The sequence below is a fragment of the Pseudomonas sp. RC10-4-2 genome, from assembly GCF_050433085.1.
GTDB lineage: Bacteria > Pseudomonadota > Gammaproteobacteria > Pseudomonadales > Pseudomonadaceae > Pseudomonas > Pseudomonas aeruginosa.
In genome coordinates, this window is the sequence record NZ_JBNPXX010000002.1 from 1,526,368 (window position 1) to 1,545,070 (window position 18,703).

Sequence of the window (18,703 nt, forward strand, 5' to 3'; positions counted from 1 at the left end):
GAGTCAACCCATGCGCCGGATATTCATCGCGCCGTTACTGGCGTCGCTTTCCCTGGGCGGCTGTATCCAGATGGACACGCTGCCCGAGGTCTACGCCCGCAGCCAGTGGAAGGGCCGTTCCGCCGAGGAAGCGATAGCCTTCTTCGGTACGCCGCAGAACATGGAGCGCACCGCTGACGGCTCGCAGGTGGTGATGCAGTGGTACACCGACACCAGCTATTCCCGCTATGAAGTGGTGGGCTCCAGCTCGGAGATGCAGGGCAACGTGATGGTGAACACCAACTACTGGGATACCGTCAACCACCCCAATCGCTGCATCATTTCCGTCACCGTCGACAAGAGCAAGCGGATCACCCAGTTCGAGGCCGACGACGGCGAGTTGCTGCTGTCCCACGGCTGCGCTGGCATCAAGTACGGCCCGCCGTAGGCCTGAGCTCCTCGACCTGCCTTGTCTCAGGAAGCGTGGCTGGCGGCCACCGGGCGCTCGCGCAGGGCGCGCAGGGTGGCGCGCAATTCCGTGGGGCGCACGGGCTTGGAGAGCAGGGCGATGTCGGTGTCTTCGACGCTGGCCTGGATACGCTCGATGTCGTGGCCGCTGATCACCAGCGCCGGTATCGCCTCTCCGCGTTGCCGCCGTACCCGCTCGATGCACTCGACGCCGGAGGCGTGGGGGCCGAGGTCGTAGTCGACGACCAGGATGTCGCAATCGGTTCGCCAGCCGTCCGCCTCGGTTTCCGCCTGGACCGTACAGCCCCAGCGTTCGAGCAACGCCGAGGTGGCGCGCAGGACGTTGCGATCATCTTCCACCAGGCACACCCGCAAGCCGGTGAGCAGGCCGGCCTGCAGGGGATCGTCGCGGCGGGGCAGGGCTTGCGCGGCGACCGCCGGCAGGCCGTGCAGGGTCACCGCGGTGCCGCGTCCGACCCGCGAGCGCAGCGTCACCTCGATCCCGGTCAACTGCCCCAGGCGGCGGACGATGGACAGCCCCAGGCCGATTCCCTCGACGTCGCGGTCGCGCGTCTCGCGTACCCGGTAGAACTCCTCGAACACCCGCGGCAGGTGTTCCTCCGCGATCCCCCGGCCTTGGTCGTAGATGGCTACGGCCAGGCCGTCGCCTCGCCGCCGCACGCCGATCAGCAGCGGGCGCTCGGCGGCGTACTTGAGGCTGTTGGAGAGCAGGTTCTGCAGCATGGTCGACAGCAGCCCCGGATCGGTTCGCGTCCACAGGCGGCAAGGGCGCAGGCGCAGTTCCACCCCGGCCCAGCGCGCCGCCTCGGCGTTGCGCCGGACCAGGTCGCGCAGCAACTCGCCCAGGTGGACGTTCTCCTGCTTGGGCTGGAGCCGGCCGTTGTCGAGGGTGTAGAGATCGAGGATGGAGCGGAACAGTTGCGAGACGTTGAGCAGCGAGCGGTCGATGTTGTCCACCAGGCGCCGTTCCTCGTCGCCCAGGCGGGCGTCGCGCAGGCAGGCGGTGAACAGGCCGATGGAGTGGATCGGCTGGCGCAGGTCGTGGCTGGCCTGGGCCAGCAGGCGCGATTTCTCCTGGTTCGCCTGCAACGCTTCCTCGGTGGCCTTGCGCGTGCGCTCCAGCAGGAGGTGCGCGTAGAAGGGAATGACGGTACTGGTGGTCATCAGCATCAGCACCATGAACGGCTGAGCCTGCCAGGCCGGGGTCAGTCGATAGATGACCAGTAGCGCGAGCAGCGCCAGGGCGGTGGCGATGGCCAGGTAGCGCGAGCCGTAGCGCATGCCGTTGCCCAGGTTGATCCAGACCATCACCGCGTACAGCGGCAGCGCTGCCTCGCCGCCCACGATCAGGCCGAACGAGGTGCCGGCGTAGTCGTGCAGCATGCAGAAGATCCGCCGCGCCGGGTAGTGCCCCGGCCAGCGCACGATGGCCTGGCGCAGCAGTATGGAGGCGATCAGGAACAGGCCGTAGTAGGCAACGATCGGCAGGTAGGTCTCGACCTTCAGGCCGGGCAGCAGGCCGATCAGCACCACGTAGAGGATCGCGCAGGTGGCCACGATCAGTCGCAGGTTGGCCTGGTCCAGCTCGGTATTCTTCTCGAACTTCATGTGCACCTCCGTGTGCATGGGAGCGCCGCGCGCCTTTTCCTCTGTTTCGCCCCCTTCGTCACGAAGACGGACGAAGGGTGGGCGCGGCGGTAGCGGGCTAAGGTAGCATGCGCGGCGGAAACTGCGACTCCTGGAGACTACAAGAATGACTGGCCGCATCATCGTCGCCGATGATCATCCGCTGTTTCGCGAGGGCATGCTGAGTATCCTCCAGCGCCTGCTGCCCGAGGCCAGGATCGAGGAGGCCGGCGACCTCGCCGGGGTCCTGCGCCTGGCTGGCGAAGGCGAGCAGCCCGATTCGCTGATCCTCGACCTGCGTTTCCCCGGCCTGACCCGCATCGAGATGCTCGCCGACCTGCGCCGCCAGTTCCCGCGCACCACCCTGATCGTCGTCTCGATGGTCGACGACCCGCAGCTCATCGGCGAAGTGATGAATGCAGGGGCCGACGGCTTCCTCGGCAAGAGCATCGCGCCCGAGGAACTCGGCCAGGCGATTCTGGCCATCCGCGCCGGGGAAGTGCTGGTGCGCTACGAACCCTCCGGCCTCCTGCCGCTGCAGCCCAGCCCGCGCCTGGAGGGGCTCACCGAGCGCCAACTGGATGTCCTGCGCCTGCTGGCCCAGGGCAAGAGCAACAAGGAGATCGGCCGCGCCCTGGACATCTCCCACTACACGGTGCGCATCCATGTGTCGTCGCTGCTGCGGGCGCTGGACGTGCCGTCGCGGACCGCGGCGGCGGTGAAGTATCGGGCGCTGCTGGGGCAGGGGGATGCGGAGTAGCACCATGGGCACGCCGCGGGTGCGCCGAGGCGCCGGGGCTGTTTTAATGGCGCACTCTCCATGGCCAAGGAAACGGACACATGCGTAGCCCGCTTGCCACGATCGCCTGCGCCTGCCTGCTGCTCGGCGGCTGCTCCAAGTCCGCCGAGGACAGCGCCAACCCATTGCTGGGCAAGGATGCCGAGTGCCTCGAACTGTTCGCCCGCAGCAATGCGCTGTACTGCGACATCCGCGAGGACGAACGCGAATCCCAGGCGAACGGTACGCCGCGCCGGCACACCGACTACGAGGTAGCCGATGCCGCTTACCTGCTCAAGGCCACCGGGGAGCGCTGCGCGATCGATACGACCTATGTCACGGAGTGTTCGGCGAAGGCCGGGCAGTGGCTGCAGAAGGCCCGCGCCAAGGCGGCGAAGCCCTAGTCGCAGCGCCCGCGCTCAGCGCAGGCGCGTCGCCAGCTCCGCCAGTTCGCCGCGCAGCCAGAGGCTGCCGGCTTCGTCGTCGGCCTGGCGCGACCAGTAGAGATTCAGAGTCACCGCTGGCAGGGCCAGCGGCATCGGCAGCAGGCGGTTGCCCAGGCCGCGGTTGATCAGTTCGGCGTAGCCTCGGGTCAGGGTCAGCAGGTAGCCGCCCTGGGCCACCAGCAACGCCGCCGACAGGTAGTGCTGGCAGCGCTGGCGCACCTGGCGGGTCAGGCCGAGGTGGCCGAGGGCCAGGTCTTCGATGCAAATGCCGCGTCGCCGCGAGGTCACCGCGACATGGTCCGCCGCCAGGTACTCCTCCGCACTCAGGTCGCCGGCGAAGCCCGGCCCGGCCATCACGCACAGGCTGTCGTCGAGCAGGTGCTGGCGGCGCAGGGCGGCGTCGGTGGGCCGGGCGATCTCGATGGCGAGGTCGATGCGTCCGGCGCCCAGTTCCGCCTTCAGGTCCGCCCAGTGCAGGCTGTTGCAGCGTATCTCGATGCGTGGCGCGGCCTGGCGCAGGTGGGCGAGGATCGCCGGGAGCACCAGCGGCTCCAGTTGCTCCGGCATGTTCAGTTGGAAGGTCCGCGCGTCGCGCCGAGGGTCGAACGTCTGGCAGCGATTCATGCTGCGGTGCAGGCCGGCGAGGGCGTCATGGATGCCCGGCGCCAGTCGCTCGGCCAGCGGCGTCGGCGCAACCCCGCGCCCCTGGCGGACGAACAGCGGGTCGCCGAGCTGGTCGCGCAGGCGCGCCAGGGCGTGGCTGACGGCCGACTGGCTGAGATGCAGGAGGCCCGCCGCGCGGGTCAGGTTGCGTTCTCGATAGACCACTTCGAAGACCCGGAACAGGTTCAGATCGAAACGGCTGAGGGGCGACCATTCATGTGGCTGATTCATGTTTGCGCGCGCCTGTCTGGGGAAGGCGCCAGCCTAGCAGGCATGCTCGCCGATAGAACCATGTATAGGCTTCATGGATGTCGATGAATAAGCCTCAGTTCTGCCGCTTCCTTCGGCTGCCTAAGATGCCTGCGACGATGACCAACGCGCCGCCGGGCCAGCTCCTTTCGCCGGCCGCCTGACCCGCTCCCCGGAGAACCTGCCGTGACCGCTCCCCCCTTCAACGCCTTGCTGATCGCCAACCGCGGCGAGATCGCCATTCGCATCGCCCGCGCCTGCGCCGACCTGGGTATCCGCTCGGTGGCGGTGTTCGCGGAAGACGATGCCGCGTCCCTGCACGTGCGCAAGGCCGATGTCGCGCTGCCGCTGGCCGGCCGTGGCGTGGCGGCCTATCTCGACATGGATCGGCTGGTCGCGCTGGCCCTGGAGCAGGGCTGCGAGGCGATCCATCCGGGCTACGGTTTCCTCGCCGAGAACGGCGAATTCGCCCGTCGCTGCCAGCGCGCGGGCATCCACTTCGTCGGGCCGCAAGCGGAAGTGCTCGACCTGTTCGGCGACAAGGCTGCCGCGCGCGCCCTGGCCGAGCGCCTGGAGGTGCCGCTGGTGGCCGGGATCAACCGTGCGGTCAGCGTCGAAGAGGCCGAGGCGTTCCTGGAAGGGCTGGGCGATGGCGCCGCGGTGATGCTCAAGGCCCTTGCCGGCGGCGGCGGACGTGGCATGCGCGCGGTGGAGGAGGTTGCGCAACTGGCCGATGCCTACCGCCGCTGCCGTGCCGAGGCGCAGGCGGCGTTCGGCCGGGACGAGTTATACGTCGAGCAACGGGTAGCGCGGGCGCGGCACATCGAGGTGCAGGTGCTCGGCGACGGCAGCGGTGCGGTCAGCCACCTCTGGGAGCGCGATTGCAGCCTGCAACGGCGCCAGCAGAAGCTGCTGGAGATCGCCCCCAGCCCGGACCTGCCGGAGGCCACTCGCGAGGCGCTGATCGATTGCGCCCTGCGCATGGCCGGCGCGGTGCGCTATCGGGGGATCGGTACCTTCGAGTTCCTGGTCGACGACGAGCGCCCCGGGCGCTTCTATTTCATGGAAGCCAATCCGCGCATCCAGGTGGAGCACACCGTCACCGAGGAAGTCACCGGGGTCGACCTGCTGCACGCCCAGTTGCGTCTCGCCGCCGGCATGGAGCTTGCCGCCCTCGGCCTGGAGCGACCGCCGGCGATCGGCGGCTGCGCGGTGCAACTGCGGATCAACCTGGAGACCCTGGCGGCCGACGGCAGCGCCCGTCCGGCGGTGGGCACTATCGGCGCCTACGAACCGCCCAGCGGTCCCGGCCTGCGGGTGGACGGCTACGGCTATGCCGGCTATCGGGTCAGCCCCAGCTACGATTCGCTGCTGGCCAAGCTGGTCGTGCGTGGTGCGGATTATCCCGCCGCGTTGCGTCGGGCCTACCGGGCGCTCTGCGAATTCCGCCTGGAGGGCGTGGCGAGCAACCTGGATCTGCTGCGCAACCTTCTGCTGCATCCGGCGGTACAGGCCAACCGGGTCGACACCCGCTTCGTCGAAAGCCACCTGGAGACACTGCTGGCGCCTATCCCGGCGAGCCATCCGCGGCTCCGCGCCGAGTGCCCGCTCGCCGAGGACGCCGCGCCTGCGCGGGTCGAGGCGCCACTCGGCAGCCTGCCGCTGTCTGCGCCGAGCAGCGGGGTGCTGGTGGCCCTGGAAGTGGCCGAGGGCGAACGGGTGCGTGCCGGCCAGCGGGTCGCGATCCTGGAAGCGATGAAGATGGAATTCGAGGTCAAGGCACCCGGCGGCGGTATCGTCCGGCGACTCGCGGCGAGCCTCGGGGAGCCTCTGGAGGAGGGCGCGACGCTGCTGTTCCTCGAACCGACGGAGGATGACGACGAGCAGGCACCGACCGAACAGGCGCTGGACCTGGCGCATATCCGCGCCGATCTCGCCGAGGTACTCGAGCGCCAGGCAGCGCTGGGCGACGAGCGTCGTCCGCAGGCGCTGGCCAGGCGGCGCAAGACCGGACAGCGTACCGCGCGGGAGAACGTGCTCGACCTGCTGGACGAGGGCAGCTTCAGCGAATATGGCGGTTTCGCCCTGGCCGCCCAGCGTCGCCGGCGCTCCGCCGAGGAGTTGCTGGAGCTGAGCCCCGCCGATGGCCTGGTCGCCGGCACCGGTACGGTGGGGGCCGCCAGCTTCGGCGTGCAGGCCGCGCGTTGCCTGGTACTGGCCTACGACTACACGGTGTTCGCCGGCACCCAGGGGGTGATGAACCACAAGAAGACCGACCGCCTGCTCGGCCTGGCCGAACAGTGGCGCTTGCCGCTGGTGCTGTTCGCCGAGGGCGGCGGCGGGCGCCCGGGCGATACCGATTTCGTCGGCGTCGCCGGCCTCGATTGCCATACCTTCGTCGGCATGGCCCGGCTCTCCGGGCTGGTGCCGCTGGTGGGAGTGGTCTCCGGTCGCTGCTTCGCCGGCAATGCCGCGTTGCTGGGCTGCTGCGATGTGATCATCGCCACCCGCGACGCCACCATCGGCATGGCCGGCCCGGCGATGATCGAGGGCGGCGGCCTGGGCCGTTTCGCCGCCGAGGAGGTCGGTCCGACGGGCGTGCAGGGGCCCAACGGAGTGATCGACGTACTGGTGGAGGACGAGGCCGAAGCGGTCGCGGTGGCCAGGCGCTATCTCGGCTATTTCCAGGGCCCGCTGCCCGACTGGAGTTGCGCCGACCAGCGCGAGTTGCGCCACCTGGTGCCGGAGAACCGCCTGCGTGCCTACGACATCCGCCAGGCGATCGAGGTCCTGGCCGACCGGGGCAGCGTGCTGGAACTGCGGCGCCAGTTCGCTCCCGGCCTGGTCACCGCGCTGCTGCGCATCGAGGGCCGGGCGTTCGGCCTGATCGCCAACAACCCTGGCCATCTCGGCGGCGCCATCGAGGCCGCGGCTGGCGACAAGGCCGCGCGCTTCATGCAGTTGTGCGACGCCTTCGACATCCCGATCGTCTCGCTCTGCGACACCCCTGGCTTCATGGTCGGCCCGGAGGCGGAAAAACAGGCCACGGTGCGCCACGTCTCGCGGATGTTCGTCAGCGCCGCCAGCCTGACGGTGCCGTTCTTCACCGTGGTCCTGCGCAAGGGCTACGGACTGGGAGCCCAGGCCATGGCGGCGGGCAGCTTCCATTCGCCGCTGTTCACCGTCGCCTGGCCCAGCGGCGAGTTCGGCGCCATGGGCCTGGAAGGCGCGGTGCGGCTGGGCTTCGCCAAGGAGCTGGCGGCCGAGGAAGATCCCCAGCGGCGCGAGGCGCTGTTCCGCGGCATGGTGGACAAGGCCTACCGCAACGGCAAGGCGCTGAACATGGCCAGCTACCTGGAGATCGACGCGGTGATCGACCCGGCGGAGACCCGCGCCTGGCTCCTGCGCGGCCTGGCCGTCGCCGGAGAACCGGCGCCGAGGGCGGGGCGCAAGCGGCCGTTCGTGGATACCTGGTAGATGGTCGGCCCGCAGTGCCCTGGCGCCTCAGGACGACGGCGGCGTCGCCTGAACCTGCGCGGCGACCGCCGCCTTGTCGATCACCGACCAGACGCCGGCGATGCGCTCGTCTTCGAATTCGTAGAAGACGTTCTCGGCGAAGCGTACCCGCTGGCCGTTGACCGGGATGCCGAACAGCCGGCCGCTGGGTGTGCAGTCGAAGTGCAGGCGGCAGGCGACGCCCGGCGGATCGACGAGCAGGCGTTCGATCTCGAAGCGCAGGTCGGGGATTGCCAGGAAGTCGCCTTCGAGCATCCGCAGGTAGCCGTCGAGTCCGATCTGCACGTCGTTGTAGCGCACCCGGTCATGGACGAAGTCGCCCAGGCGCGCCCAGTCCTGACGGTTCAGGCAGTCGATGTAGGCGCGGTAGCGCTCGGCGAGTCGGTCACGGGTCATGCGGGTCTCCTTCGAGCTGTCCGGGCGGCGTGAGTCAGACCCTAGCAAACCCGCGAGACGCCGTCAGTCGCTAGGCTTCAGCCCAGGCGCATGGACAGCTCGACATCCTCGGCGAAGGGCGTCGACAGGTAGCCGTTGGCCGGCGAGCGGACATGGGCCAGGTACTCGGGACTATGCTCGGCGTTGTCGGCGATCACCAGCGCGCCGGGGCGCAGGCGGCTTTCCAGCAGGGCGAGGACCTCCGGGTAGAGCGCCTTGGCGCCGTCCAGCAGGACCAGGTCGATGCTGTCCGGCAGGTCCTTGGCGAGGGTTTGCAGGGCGTCGCCCTCGCGCAGTTCCACCAGGTCGAGCAGCCCCCCGGCGGCCAGGTTGCGCCGTGCCCGCTCGGCCTTGGAGGGTTCGAACTCGCTGCCGATCAGGCGGCCACCGCCGTTGTCCCGCAGCGCTGCGGCGAGGTGCAGGGTGGACAGGCCGAAGGACGTGCCGAACTCGACGATGCTGCGCGCCGAGCTGCTGCGCGCCAGCATGTAGAGCAGGCAGCCGGTTTCGCGGGAGACGGGCAGCGCCAGGTCCTTCAGGCGACCGTAGAACTCGCGGTATTCGGTCTTGCTGCCCATGAGGCGCTTCAGTTCGGCCTCCGAGAGGTCGGCGAGGGCGGGACTGTCGCCCGGTGCGCTGGCTTCGGCTTCGGCGAACAGGCGTTGCAGGAGATCGGCGAGCGGGGCGTTGGTGAGGGTATTCATGGATGGCTCCGGGAATGTTTGAGCGCGTAAGTGCGTGGACCTAGAATGCGACGGATTCATCGCATTCCGCCATTCGCATTCCGGAGCCTTCCATGAGCGACAAGCGAAACCCGCGTATTTCCTCGCGCAAGCAGCCGCAGCAGGCCCGTTCCAGTGAGTTGGTGGCGAGCATCCTGGAGGCGGCTGTTCAGGTTCTGGCCAGCGAAGGCGCGCAACGTTTCACCACCGCGCGGGTGGCGGAGCGCGCCGGGGTGAGCATCGGTTCGCTGTACCAGTATTTTCCGAACAAGGCGGCGATCCTCTTCCGCCTGCAAAGCGACGAGTGGCGGCGCACCACGCGTCTGCTCGGCGAGATCCTCGAGGACACCACCCGGCCGCCGCTGGAGCGCTTGCGCCGGCTGGTGCTGGCATTCGTGCGCTCGGAGTGCGAAGAGGCGGCGATACGCGTGGCGCTGAGCGACGCGGCGCCGCTGTATCGCGACGCCGACGAGGCGCGGGAGGTGAAGGCGGAGGGCGCGCGGGTGTTCCAGGCGTTTCTCCGGGAGGCCTTGCCGGAGGTCGCCGAGGCCGAGCGCAGCCTGGCCGGCGACTTGCTCACCACCACCCTCGGCGCGGTCGGCAAGCAGTTCTCCGAACAGCCGCGCAGCGAGGCGGAGATCGAGCGTTACGCTGAGGCCCTGGCCGATATGCTCTGCGCCTATCTCGCCGCCCTTGACGAGCGCTGAGGTGCCGTGTGGCCGGAGCAAAACCGTCGCTTGGCCCAGCGGCCCCAGGTGCGCGGCTGGCCCGTTCGTAGGCTTGGCGGAGCAGGCTGTATCGGCGGAAGCGACCGGCGCCTGCCGGTCGCGGGAGGGATCAGGCTTCGGCGATGCCGGTGACGACGATGCCGAAGCGGCGCAGCAGCAGTTCCGCCGGCTCGTCGCTTTCCAGCTTGCCGGTGCTGTAGTGGCCCGGCTTGAGGTTGGCCTCGGCCCATTCCAGCAGGTGCTCGGCGACCTCTTCGGGGCTCGGCTTGTGGGGGAACGGCAGGACTTGGCGCTCGGTGGCTTCGTCCTTGCTGTAGGTGATTGCCCAATCGCTCATGGGTAGGCTCCTTGTTTTCGCTGAGTTGGCAGGCCGGCAGGGCCCGAAGGGTAGACCGGCGCGGTCGCGCAAGGGTTGCCCTGGCGCGATGGGCGGTCCGCGTCCGACTGTCGGCCGAGGGCGGAAAACACTTATGATTCAGCCACATGCTTTGTCTGGACCGGTCCCCGATGCTGTCTGCCGTACGGCGCTACAAGTCGATGCTCTCCAGCGCCCTGGCGCGTTGTTTCCCGCGTACCACCGCCTACCTGCAGGCCGAGCGCGAGGCTCGCGAAGCCTTGTTGCAGCCGGCCAAGGCCCGCTCCAGGAAGAACGCCGCGAAGGCTCCGGCCAAGGCCGCCGGCAAGCCTGCGAAGGGCGCCGTTCGGGGGACCCCACGCAAGCCCGCTGCCGCCTCGCAGGGCGCGCCGCAGGGAATCTATCCGGCTGCCGCACTGAAGGTCGACGAATCCCAGGAGCGCACCATGCGCGAGCAGGTGGCGCAGGCCGTGACGCTCGGTGTGGTCAGCCCGCCGTCCGAGGAACAGTGGGCGATGATCCTCTGCCGCCAGCCGCTGGCGCGGATCTTTGCCGGTGCCGGCTCGGGCAAGTCGACCACCCTGGTCCTGCGGGTGGTGTTCATGCTCTGCCACCTGGGCGTCGAGCCGCAGCGGCTGACAGTGATTTCCTTCACCAACGCCTCCTGTACGCAGTTGCGCGAACAATTGCTGCGGCTGCTCGCGCACTGGCAGTACCCGTTCGACGCGGCCCAGGCGCGGCAGTGCGTGCGCACTTTCCATTCGGCGCTCGGCAGCCTGGCCCGCGAGGTGCTCGGCAATCCGCGCTGGTTCGAACAACTGGACGACCGCGACCCCGCCGCCGAGCCGGACAACCCCCTTGCCGCCGGACGCCTGCGTCCGGCCCAGCAGCGCCTGCTGAAGCAGGCCTACCAGCAGTGCTACGCGGAAAGCCCGGCGTTCCGCGCCAAGATCCACAAGCTGCTGGAACTGCCGCCGCCGGCGGAGCCGGAAGAGGGCGCGCGGCGGCAGCCGAAGGCGCCGCTGGAGCCGTTCAAGCTGGCCGGCGAGTTCCAGGCGCTGCCGCTGTACGAAGCCTTCCATGCCCAGGCCGGGTTCGCCGAGAGCCTGGGCCTGCGCGTCGAACGCCTGGACAGCGGCAAGCTGGAATGCGGGTTGCGCGAGAAGATCTTCGTCGAAGCCATGGCACTGTTCTGGGCGAGGTTCCAGGCGCTGTTGCGCGAGGAGGGCCTGATGACCTTCGACGCCGCGTTCCAGCAGCTCGGCGAGCGGATGGCCGGCGGGGCCCTGGCGGAAACGGCGCTGGCGCCGTTCACCCATCTGCTGATCGACGAGTTCCAAGATGTCTCGCCGCAGATCGTCCTCTGGCTACAGGCGTTGCACCGCCGCCTGGCGACCCAGGGCACCGCGCCGAGCCTGATGGCCATCGGCGACGACTGGCAGTCGATCTACGGCTGGCGCGGCAGTTCGCCGGAGCTGTTCATCGACTTCGACCGGCACTTCCCCTCGCGTGGGCGGGGACGCAAGAGCGCGCTGCTGGTGCTGGAAACCAACTACCGCTCCGTCGAACCGATCATTCGCGACGGCGAGAAGGTGCTGGCCGGGGTGCGTTTCAAGCAGGACAAGACCTGCCGCGCGTTCCGCCCGATCCAGCCGGGCGACCATGGCGTGAAGCTGGTGCAGCGTTTCGACCTGCGTGCGCAACTGCCGAAGCTACTGGCGGAAATCCGCGCCCAGTGCGAGCACGCCGCCGCTCGCGAGAGCAGCGAGCGCACCGCGGTGCTGTTGCTGAGCCGGCGCAACGAGCCGTTGCAGGCGATCCAGGCGGAGTTGGATCGCGCGCTGCCGGTGAAGGGCATGACCATCCATCGCGCCAAGGGCCTCCAGGCCGAAGTGGCGATCGTCGTCGACGACTGCCTGCCGGGCGAGAAGCATCCGTTGCGCAACGCGCTGTACGCGGCTTCGGGTTTCTTCCGCAACAGCTACGACCAGGCCATGGAGGACGAAAGCCTGCGCCTGGCCTACGTGGCGATTACCCGTGGCGTCAGCCGGGTGCTCTGGTACACGCGCAAGGCCCAGGGCGCCACGGCCCTGTTGGCCCGACGCTGAGGACGACCGTCTCGGCGGGCTACGCCTGGCGCTGCATCCAGGCGCTGAATGCGCGCAGGCGCTCGATGAACACCGCCGGGTCGGTGACCTGGTCGTCCAGTACGGCCTTGAAATATTCCAGGGCCGGCGCCTGTCCGGGGTGCCGCGCGCGAAACAGCGCCAGGTAATGCTCCAGGGTTTCCGGCCAGACGCTTTCCGTCTCCCCGCGAAGGATGTCGCTGGAGCGGATCAGCTTCTTCGCCGCTTCTCGTTGCAGGCGGCGGCGCTCCTCCTCCGAGGACGCGCTTTCCAGGCGTCGCGCATAGTCTTCCAGCACCTGCGCATAGTCGCCGTTGAGGGCCAGGGCGATGGCTTTCGCCGGACGCAAGGGCGGCAGGTCGCTGGCCAGGTCTTCGCCCCACAGGCAGCGGCAGCGGTGCTTGAGCCAATAGCCCCAGCTATCGCGGTTGGCCGGATCGCGGGCCTGGTCCAGGTGGCCGATATCGAAATCGATCTTGCTGACTTCCGGGTGGCGCGCCTGCAATGCCAGGCGCGCGGTTTCCAGTTGCGCGGCCAGTTCGGGGCTGGGCGGGTCGCGCAGGACCAGGGTCAGGTCGAGGTCGGAGCGCCCCGTGATGGCCTCGCCGCGGGCGACGCTGCCGTACAGGTAGACGCTGTGCACGGCCCGCTCGAACGGAGGCCGGGCCAGGGTCCGGCGCAGGTCGTCGAGCAGGGGGCGAAAGGCCGCCTGCGGTTCGACGCGTGGCGGCAGGGGGATGAAGCCATCGGGCATGTCCATGCCGACAGCCTAGCGACACGCCGCCCGCGCGTCGATCAGCCTGCGTTGCGGAACAGCAGCGCCTTGAGGCCCGCCGCGGGGTCGACATCGGGGAACTCCGGCGGATTCTCCAGGCGTTCGACGAAGTGCAGCGACGGCGCCTCGCGGGCGGTTTCCTCGAGGAGGAAGTCGGGGCCGATGGCCGGGTCATTGATACAGGCCAGCAGGGTGCCGCCGGGCACCAGCAGTTCCGGCAGGCGGCGGAGGATCCTGCGGTAGTCCTGGGTCAGGACGAAGCTGCCTTTCTGGAAGCTCGGCGGATCGACGATCACCAGGTCGTACGGGCCGAGCTTGCGCAGCTTGCCCCAGGACTTGAACAGTTCGTGGCCGAGGAAGCTCACCCGGCCGAGGTCGTGGCCGTTCAGGCGGTGATTGTCGCGGCCGCGGTTGAGCGGGCCGCGGGCCATGTCCAGGTTGACCACCTGGCTGGCGCCGCCGGCAATGGCCGCCACCGAGAAGCCGCAGGTGTAGGCGAACAGGTTGAGCACGCGGCGGCCGGCGGCCTGCTCCTGCACCCAGCGGCGGCCCAGGCGCATGTCGAGGAACAGCCCGGTGTTCTGGTTGCGCCCCAGGTCGAGGCGGAAGCGCAGTCCGTTTTCCACGATGTCCCAGGTTTCCAGCGGCTCGCCCGAAAGCCATTCGCAGGCGCTGTCTGGGCGGTAGCGGTGCTGCAGGACCAGGTGCCGGCCCTGGCTCGCAGCCCAGGCCGGCGCCGTGGTCAGTTGCTCCAGGGTCCGGCGCAAGGCCTGCAGTTCCTCCGGCTGCGGCTCCTTGAACAGAGTCACCAGCAGGACGCCCTGCAGCCAGTCCGCGGTCAATTGTTCCAGGCCCGGCCAGCAGCGGCCGCGACCATGGAACAGACGGCGGGTCTCCGCCGGCGCCGGGGACAGCGCGGCGAGCAGGTGCTGGAGGAGGGTATCGAGGGCTTCGCGATTCATGGCGGTTCGGCGTTGAAAAAGGGGCGGATTCTACCCGTTGCGTGACGGCCAGTCCGCCCCTTCGCTTCAATCGGGCGTCGCGGGCGCAGGCGCGGCGCTGGCCGGGCCGCCATCCTGGATCATCAGCAGGCTCTGCGGCGAGGACAGCGCGATGCCTTCGCTGCGCAAGCGGTCGAGGATGGTGAAGAGCAGGTCGCTGCGCGCGCCGGCCACCGAACGCGGGCTGTTGACGAAGCCGCTGGCGTTGAGCACCAGGCCGTTGCTGGCGAGATCCTTGAACGTCACCGAGGGCGCCGGTGCGTCGAGGATCGCCGGGTGTTCGGCGAAGGCCTGCAAGAGCAGTTCGCGGACCTTCATCGCGTCGGTGTCCAGCGGCAGGGTCAGGTTCACCCCGACCACCCCGAGGGCATTGCCCATGGTCACGTTGCGCACGGTCTGGGAGATGAACTGCGAGTTCGGCACGATCACCGTGGAGCGGTCGCCCATCTGGATCTCGGTGGCGCGCACGTTGATCCGCCGGATATCGCCCTCGACCCCGCCCAGGCTGACCCAGTCGCCGACCTTCACCGGCCGCTCGGTCAGCAGGATCAGGCCGGAAATGAAGTTCTGCACGATGGCCTGCAGGCCGAAGCCGATGCCTACCGAGAGGGCGCTGACCACCCAGGTCAGGCTGGTCAGGTTGATGCGCAGGGTGGACATCACCAGCATCGCCAGGAGCACGAAGCCGAGGTAGCCGACCAGGGTCACCAGCGAGGCGCGCATGCCGGCGTCCATGTTGGTTTCCGGCAGCAACCGCTCGCTCAGCCAGCGCTTGACGATGCGCAGGGCGAACAGGCCGCCGACGAACAGCATCAGGGCGACCAGGATGTCCTGCGGGACGATGTTCAGGTTGCCCAGGGTCTTGCTGCTTTCGCCCAGTTGGGCGAAGCCCTGCAGCAGTTCGCTGGGGCTCGAGCCGACCGGAAGGAAGGCCAGCAGCAGCGCGGTGAGCAGCAGCAGGGTGCGGCCGACCCCGGCCAGCACCGTGCTGGCCTGGGCCTGGTGGCGCGGCGACAGGCCGAGCGCATTGGCCAGCGCCAGGCCGCTGGGATGCTTGGGCGAGAGCAGGGTTTCGCAGATGTCGCCGAAGAAAGCGATCAGCAGGTAGGTGGTGGCCGCGATCACGCTGATCCACAGCAGCTTGCCGGTGAGGAAGTAGGCCAGCGACAGGTAGCCGGTGAACAGGGCGAGGAGGATCGCTGCGATCCATACCGAGGCGACGAAGGGGATCAGCCCGGCGATCCCGCCTGGCCGCTCCAGGTCGTGCTTGCGCCGCACATGGTGGTAGCGCAGCAGGGCGGCGGCGAAGATCAGCGCGGTGACCAGCGCGGTCAGGCCGTTGAGGGCGACGGTCAGGGCCAGGCTGGTGCCGGTGACGCTGTTGATCCGTTCCTCGGTGGCCACCAGCATCAGCGCCACCGCGAGGATCGCCGGGAACGGGCCGAGGGCGCTGGCGATCCTGTCCGGGATCGCCGGCAGCCGCCAGGATGGTCGCGGCAGCATCAGCAGGGCGCGGCCGAGGCCGGCGATGAAGGCGCAGAAGGTCGCCAGGCTCACCAGTTGATCGGTCAGGCTGGCCATGTCGGGGCTCAGGCTGGCGTTGCTTTCCAGGCCCCAGCGCATCAGCGACACCGCGCCGACGATGGTCAGGATGGTCGCCAGCCCGACCGCCAGGGCCAGGGCGCTGCGCCGCAGGCGGCCTTCCGGCAGCCAGCGGATCATCGCCCAGGTAAGCATGCGCTCCAGCAGGCGGCGGCCGAAGCTCCAGACCAGCACGGTGGCCAGCAGGGTTCCGGCGAAGGCCCAGCGGTGTCCGGGCGCGATGGCGCTGTCGAAGGCGACCAGGGCCTCCGCCTTCAGCTTGTCCAGCCGGCGCAGGTCGTCGTCGGTGGGACGGATCAGGGTCGACCAGAAGCTCGGGCTGAACGGTGTCGCCGCGCGGCTGCTGATCTGCGAGTTGAACAGGCTGCGGCGCAGGTTGACGATCTGTGCCGCCAGGTCGCGGGACGACTGGCCGAGCTGGGTGGCCTGGCGTTCGTCATCGAGCAGGGCGTTCTTCTGCCGGGTCAGGGCCTGGCGCTGGGCGGCGAGGCTTTCCGCCTCGTCGGGCTGCGGCGGGCCGATCACTTTCAACTGATCGTCGAGCCGCTCGATGTCGGCCACCCGCAGCGCGAGCAGGGCGTCGGCCTGGCGCTGGACTTGCAGCGCGCTCTGGCGCAACTCGGCGAGGAGGTCGTCGCTGGCGTCGGCGGTGACGCGCTGGCGGATCAGGTCGAGTTGCGCGTTGAGCTGGTCGAGGCTGGCGTCCTCGGCCAGGGCGGCCGGCGCTTCCAGGTCGACGGCCGCCTGCGGAGCCGGCCTGGCGGCCCAGGCCTCGCTGCCCAGGCTCAGGAGCAGGCCCAGGGCCATGGCGAACTGGCAGAGCAACATATGCAGGCTGGCGCGCCTCATCGAATCCCCCTTTCGATCCTGACTGGCTCAAGCAGTATGGACCGGCGCGGGCGCCGAGTAATTCCCCGCGTCGATAATCGCCAGGCGGCGCTAAAGGGACATAGATTCTGGCCATATCGATCCCTTTTTGGCCGCCGCCGCCGTTTTGCCGCGACCGCGCGCTGGGCAGAATCCCTCCACCAAGAACAAGAAACCTGCGAGGTCTCTCCATGCTGAGCGTCTACAGCGACGATCATCGTCTGCACTTCGGCCAGTCGGAACTGGTCGACGGCAAGCTGCAACCCTGTTTCGAAATGCCCAGCCGGGCCGACACCGTGCTGGCCCGGGTGAAGTCGCAGAACCTTGGCGAGGTGATCGCGCCGAAGGATTTCGGCCGCGAGCCGCTGCTGCGCATCCACGACGCCGCCTACCTGGACTTCCTCCAGGGCGCCTGGGCCCGCTGGACCGCCGAAGGCCACAGCGGCGACCTGGTGTCCACCACCTTCCCCGGCCGCCGCCTGCGCCGCGACGGGCCGATCCCCACGGCGCTGATGGGCGAACTGGGCTACTACAGCTTCGACACCGAGGCGCCGATCACCGCCGGCACCTGGCAGGCCATCTACAGCTCCGCCCAGGTCGCGCTGACCGCCCAGGAGCATATGCGCCAGGGCGCCCGCAGCGCCTTCGCCCTCTGCCGTCCGCCGGGCCATCACGCCGGTGGCGACTTCATGGGCGGTTACTGCTTCCTCAACAATGCCGCCATCGCCACCCAGGCGTTCCTCGACCAGGGTGCCCGGCGCGTGGCGATCCTTGATGTCGACTATCACCATGGCAACGGCACCCAGGACATTTTCTACCGCCGCGACGATGTTCTGTTCGCCTCGATCCATGGCGATCCGCGGGTCGAATACCCGTACTTCCTCGGCTACGCAGACGAGCGCGGCGAAGGCGCCGGCGAGGGCTGCAACCACAACTATCCGCTGGCCCATGGCAGCGGCTGGGACCTCTGGTCGGCGGCGCTCGACGACGCCTGCGTGCGGATCGCCGGCTACGCCCCGGATGCCCTGGTGATTTCCCTTGGCGTGGACACCTACAAGGAAGACCCGATCTCCCAGTTCAAGCTGGATTCGCCGGACTACCTGCGGATGGGCGAGCGCATCGCCCGGCTGGGCCTGCCGACCCTGTTCATCATGGAAGGCGGCTATGCGGTGGAAGCCATCGGCATCAACGCGGTCAACGTGCTGCAGGGCTACGAAGGCGCGGCCCGCTGAGGAGCGAAGCATGCAATCGACTCGCAAGCTGCTGGCCGGCCTCGCGCTGGCCGTTTCCGCCGGGCTGGTCCAGGCCGCGCCGGAAGTACGGATCTACAACTGGTTCGACTACATCGCCCCGGACACCCTGAAGAACTTCCAGGCGCAGACCGGCATCGCGCCGAAGTACGACGTCTACGACAGCAACGAGGTGCTCGAGGCCAAGCTGCTGTCCGGGCATTCCGGCTACGACCTGGTGGTGCCCAGCGACAGCTTCCTGCCCAACTACCTGAAGGCCGAGGTGTTCCAGCCGCTGGACAAGAGCAAGCTGCCGAACTGGAAGAACCTCAACCCGGCCCTGCTCAAGGTGCTCGCCGGCAAGGACCCCGGCAACCGCTACGTGATGCCCTACATGTGGGGCACCAACGGCATCGCCTACAACCTCGACAAGGTCCGCGCGGTGCTCGGCGACGATGCGCCGCTGGACTCCTGGGACCTGGTGTTCAAGCCGGAGAACCTGGCGAAGCTGCAACAGTGCGGCGTGGCCTTCCTCGACTCGCCCACCGAGGTGATCCCCGAGGTGCTGCACTATCTCGGCCTGTCGCCCAACAGCCACCAGCCGGAAGACTACCGCCGAGCCGAGGAGCACCTGGCGAAGCTGCGCCCGTACATCACCTACTTCAGTTCCTCGAAGTTCGTCAGCGACCTGGCCAACGGCAACGTCTGCGTGGCCATCGCCTGGTCCGGCGGAGCGATGCAGGCGGCCAACCGGGCCAGGGAAGCGAAGAACGGCATACGCATCGAGTACCGCATCCCGAAGGAGGGCGCCGCGGCCTGGTTCGACGTGCTGGCGATTCCGCGCGACGCGAAGAACGTCGAGCAGGCGCACGCCTTCCTCGACTACCTGCTGCGCCCGGAGGTAGTGGCGCCGATCTCCGACTACGTGGCCTACGCCAACCCGAACAAGGCGGCGGACGGCCTGATCTCGGCGGAGTTGCGCGACAACCCGAACGTCTACCCGCCGGAAGAAGTGCAGGCCAGGCTGTATTCGGTGGAAATGCTGCCGCCGAAGCTGGAGCGGCTGCGCACGCGGACCTGGAGCAAGATCAAGACCGGCAAGTGAGCGGCCGCGGCC

At 68.9% G+C, this 18,703-nt stretch carries 16 protein-coding genes; 8 read left to right on the forward strand and 8 right to left on the reverse strand.

Translation table 11 applies throughout. From position 1 onward, the window contains the following. The first annotated feature begins 10 nt into the window (after positions 1–10). On the forward strand, positions 11–427 hold the full coding sequence (locus FHW81_RS15200; RefSeq protein WP_003082897.1) for a hypothetical protein: 417 nt from the start codon (positions 11–13) through the stop codon (positions 425–427). A 26-nt stretch (positions 428–453) separates the two neighbouring features. On the opposite strand, the gene FHW81_RS15205 is transcribed toward FHW81_RS15200, so the two are convergent. Continuing rightward, positions 454–2,076 (reverse strand): two-component system sensor histidine kinase, encoded by a 1,623-nt coding sequence (locus FHW81_RS15205; RefSeq protein ID WP_014603138.1) that lies wholly within the window; start codon positions 2,074–2,076, stop codon positions 454–456. 145 nt (positions 2,077–2,221) lie between these two features. Between FHW81_RS15205 and FHW81_RS15210 the strand changes: the two genes are divergently transcribed. Both FHW81_RS15210 and FHW81_RS15215 read left to right on the forward strand, forming a co-directional pair. Next, positions 2,222–2,854, forward strand: coding sequence for a response regulator (locus FHW81_RS15210; RefSeq protein ID WP_003082901.1), 633 nt, complete (start codon positions 2,222–2,224; stop codon positions 2,852–2,854). Between the two features lie 80 nt (positions 2,855–2,934). Next, positions 2,935–3,276 (forward strand): hypothetical protein, encoded by a 342-nt coding sequence (locus tag FHW81_RS15215; protein WP_003082903.1) that lies wholly within the window; start codon positions 2,935–2,937, stop codon positions 3,274–3,276. 15 nt (positions 3,277–3,291) lie between these two features. Here FHW81_RS15215 and FHW81_RS15220 read toward each other — a convergent pair whose 3' ends face one another. Further along, positions 3,292–4,212 (reverse strand): LysR family transcriptional regulator, encoded by a 921-nt coding sequence (locus tag FHW81_RS15220; RefSeq protein WP_003082907.1) that lies wholly within the window; start codon positions 4,210–4,212, stop codon positions 3,292–3,294. Positions 4,213–4,416: 204 nt separating this feature from the next. On the opposite strand from FHW81_RS15220, the gene FHW81_RS15225 reads away from it, so the two are divergent. Continuing rightward, positions 4,417–7,707, forward strand: a complete 3,291-nt coding sequence (locus FHW81_RS15225; protein ID WP_033980614.1) for an acetyl-CoA carboxylase family protein — start codon at positions 4,417–4,419, stop codon at positions 7,705–7,707. Positions 7,708–7,734: 27 nt separating this feature from the next. On the opposite strand, the gene FHW81_RS15230 is transcribed toward FHW81_RS15225, so the two are convergent. Together FHW81_RS15230 and FHW81_RS15235 are read right to left on the reverse strand one after the other, a co-directional pair. Beyond that, positions 7,735–8,142, reverse strand: a complete 408-nt coding sequence (locus FHW81_RS15230) for an ester cyclase (protein ID WP_003118664.1) — start codon at positions 8,140–8,142, stop codon at positions 7,735–7,737. 77 nt (positions 8,143–8,219) lie between these two features. Then, positions 8,220–8,885, reverse strand: a complete 666-nt coding sequence (locus FHW81_RS15235; protein WP_003082920.1) for an O-methyltransferase — start codon at positions 8,883–8,885, stop codon at positions 8,220–8,222. A 92-nt stretch (positions 8,886–8,977) separates the two neighbouring features. Between FHW81_RS15235 and FHW81_RS15240 the strand changes: the two genes are divergently transcribed. After that, the gene (locus tag FHW81_RS15240) at positions 8,978–9,610 is read left to right on the forward strand and encodes a TetR family transcriptional regulator (RefSeq protein WP_003082922.1); all 633 of its coding nucleotides are present in this window, start codon (positions 8,978–8,980) and stop codon (positions 9,608–9,610) included. Positions 9,611–9,740: 130 nt separating this feature from the next. On the opposite strand, the gene FHW81_RS15245 is transcribed toward FHW81_RS15240, so the two are convergent. Continuing rightward, positions 9,741–9,968, reverse strand: a complete 228-nt coding sequence (locus FHW81_RS15245; RefSeq protein WP_003082927.1) for a hypothetical protein — start codon at positions 9,966–9,968, stop codon at positions 9,741–9,743. 170 nt (positions 9,969–10,138) lie between these two features. Here FHW81_RS15245 and FHW81_RS15250 point away from each other — a divergent pair, with 170 nt between their 5' ends. Beyond that, on the forward strand, positions 10,139–12,094 hold the full coding sequence (locus FHW81_RS15250) for a UvrD-helicase domain-containing protein (protein WP_015648466.1): 1,956 nt from the start codon (positions 10,139–10,141) through the stop codon (positions 12,092–12,094). A gap of 19 nt (positions 12,095–12,113) precedes the next feature. On the opposite strand, the gene FHW81_RS15255 is transcribed toward FHW81_RS15250, so the two are convergent. The 3 genes from FHW81_RS15255 to FHW81_RS15265 form a co-directional block, all read right to left on the reverse strand. Next, positions 12,114–12,872 carry a nucleotidyltransferase domain-containing protein gene (locus FHW81_RS15255; protein WP_003122959.1) on the reverse strand — a complete coding sequence of 253 codons (759 nt, stop codon included), beginning with the start codon at positions 12,870–12,872 and terminating at the stop codon, positions 12,114–12,116. A 35-nt stretch (positions 12,873–12,907) separates the two neighbouring features. Then, positions 12,908–13,849 carry a class I SAM-dependent methyltransferase gene (locus FHW81_RS15260; RefSeq protein WP_023088978.1) on the reverse strand — a complete coding sequence of 314 codons (942 nt, stop codon included), beginning with the start codon at positions 13,847–13,849 and terminating at the stop codon, positions 12,908–12,910. 66 nt (positions 13,850–13,915) lie between these two features. Further along, positions 13,916–16,339, reverse strand: a complete 2,424-nt coding sequence (locus tag FHW81_RS15265; protein ID WP_023090709.1) for a DUF3772 domain-containing protein — start codon at positions 16,337–16,339, stop codon at positions 13,916–13,918. 209 nt (positions 16,340–16,548) lie between these two features. Between FHW81_RS15265 and aphA the strand changes: the two genes are divergently transcribed. Both aphA and FHW81_RS15275 read left to right on the forward strand, forming a co-directional pair. Further along, positions 16,549–17,589, forward strand: a complete 1,041-nt coding sequence (gene aphA, locus FHW81_RS15270; RefSeq protein ID WP_003082940.1) for an acetylpolyamine amidohydrolase AphA — start codon at positions 16,549–16,551, stop codon at positions 17,587–17,589. Between the two features lie 10 nt (positions 17,590–17,599). Beyond that, on the forward strand, positions 17,600–18,691 hold the full coding sequence (locus FHW81_RS15275; RefSeq protein WP_003082943.1) for an extracellular solute-binding protein: 1,092 nt from the start codon (positions 17,600–17,602) through the stop codon (positions 18,689–18,691). Positions 18,692–18,703 lie beyond the last annotated feature (12 nt).